Genomic DNA, 1,451 nt, shown 5'->3' with positions numbered 1-1,451 from the left:
AAGATGGGGTGGACGGCCTCCATGCGGCATCAATGTGCCATGCTGGGGTCGGAATGACCATTCAGAGGAGACCGCCCGGATGAAAATTACCATGATCGGCCTGGATATCGCCAAGTCCGTTTTTCAGGCGCACGGCACAGATGCAAACGGAAAATGTCTTCTCAAGCGAAAGCTCGGGCGCAGTGAGGTTGCCTCATTCTTCGGGAAACTCGAGCGGTGTCAGGTCGTGCTCGAAGCTTGCGGCACATCGCATCATTGGGCGCGCGTCATCCGCGATGCGGGTCATGACGTGAAACTTATTCCGCCGGACATGGTCAAGCCGTTCGTCAAACGTGGCAAGAAAAACGACGCTGTTGACGCCGCAGCCATTTGTCTTGCGGCACTCCATCCCGACACGCGCTTCGTCCCGATCAAAAACGAAGAACAGCAAAGCCTGCTCTCGTTACACTCAACGCGCACACTATTGGTCAAACAGCAGACGATGCTGGTCAATGCGTTGCGCGCGCTTGCAGCGGAATTCGGCTTGATCGTGCCGTTGGGAAACAGTCGCCTGCCCGATCTTCTGGCGAAAATCGAGACATCACCCGATTTGCCCGACGTCATGAAGCAGACTGTCATTTTGCTCTTCGAACAATACGGAAAGTTGAGTGAAAGCATCGGATGCCTGGAAAGGCGAATCCAGGCGCACGCCAGGCAGGACGAAGATGCCCGTCGTCTTTTGACAATACCCGGCATCGGCCCGATGACCGCGTCCTTGATCGTGGCATCTGTCACGGATATCGACACTTTCGAAAGTGCGCGGCACTTCGCGGCCTGGCTTGGACTTGTGCCGCGCCAGCACTCGTCCGGCGGAAAGGTCCGGCTGGGCAGGATTACGAAAACGGGCAACCGGGAAATAAGGAAGCTGCTCGTTCTGGGGGCGACATCCATGTCCTTCCGCGCGCAGAAATGGACAAGCGCCGCAGGGGCATGGCTTTGCAAGCTTCTGGAGCGTCGCCCAACACGTCTTGCAACCATCGCACTTGCCAACAAACTGGCCCGGATCGTCTGGGCTCTCCTGTCGCGCAAAGAGATCTATCGTCCGGCCGGCCGCAATGTCGCTGTAATCTGACATGCGCTGCCAAGACGATGGATGCCGGGGTTCGCCCCGGTAGATCCGGCAGAATGCACTGACCAGCGTGATGGGAAGACTGTAATTCAGGAACAGTTCAGGCGATACCGTTGGATGACATGTGCCATCGAGCACGTTTTCAAGATTGGTGCCTGACACGCAAGCGCACACCCATAATGGCCAGCGAAAAACGTCGCACAAACAGGCCGGACATAAGGGCGCACCTGACCGGATCCCCGCATCCTGCGAGCAGCGATGCATTCCACCGAGAAAACAAGATTTAGAGAAACGCAGAGAGATAACAAATGTGATCCATTGCATCGAACCGGCCGTCCACATA

1 protein-coding gene is annotated in these 1,451 nt (G+C 56.7%); it reads left to right on the top strand.

Going from position 1 to position 1,451, the window contains the following annotated elements; all coding sequences use genetic code 11:
- The first annotated feature begins 79 nt into the window (after window positions 1-79).
- Entirely contained in the window at window positions 80-1,111 is a 1,032-nt protein-coding gene (locus tag B7449_RS12410) for an IS110 family RNA-guided transposase (protein ID WP_039732521.1), read from the top strand.
- Window positions 1,112-1,451: the final 340 nt, after the last annotated feature.

Source organism: Komagataeibacter intermedius TF2 (assembly GCF_000964425.1).
Lineage (GTDB): Bacteria > Pseudomonadota > Alphaproteobacteria > Acetobacterales > Acetobacteraceae > Komagataeibacter > Komagataeibacter intermedius.
This window is presented reverse-complemented; position numbering and strand designations above follow the sequence as displayed.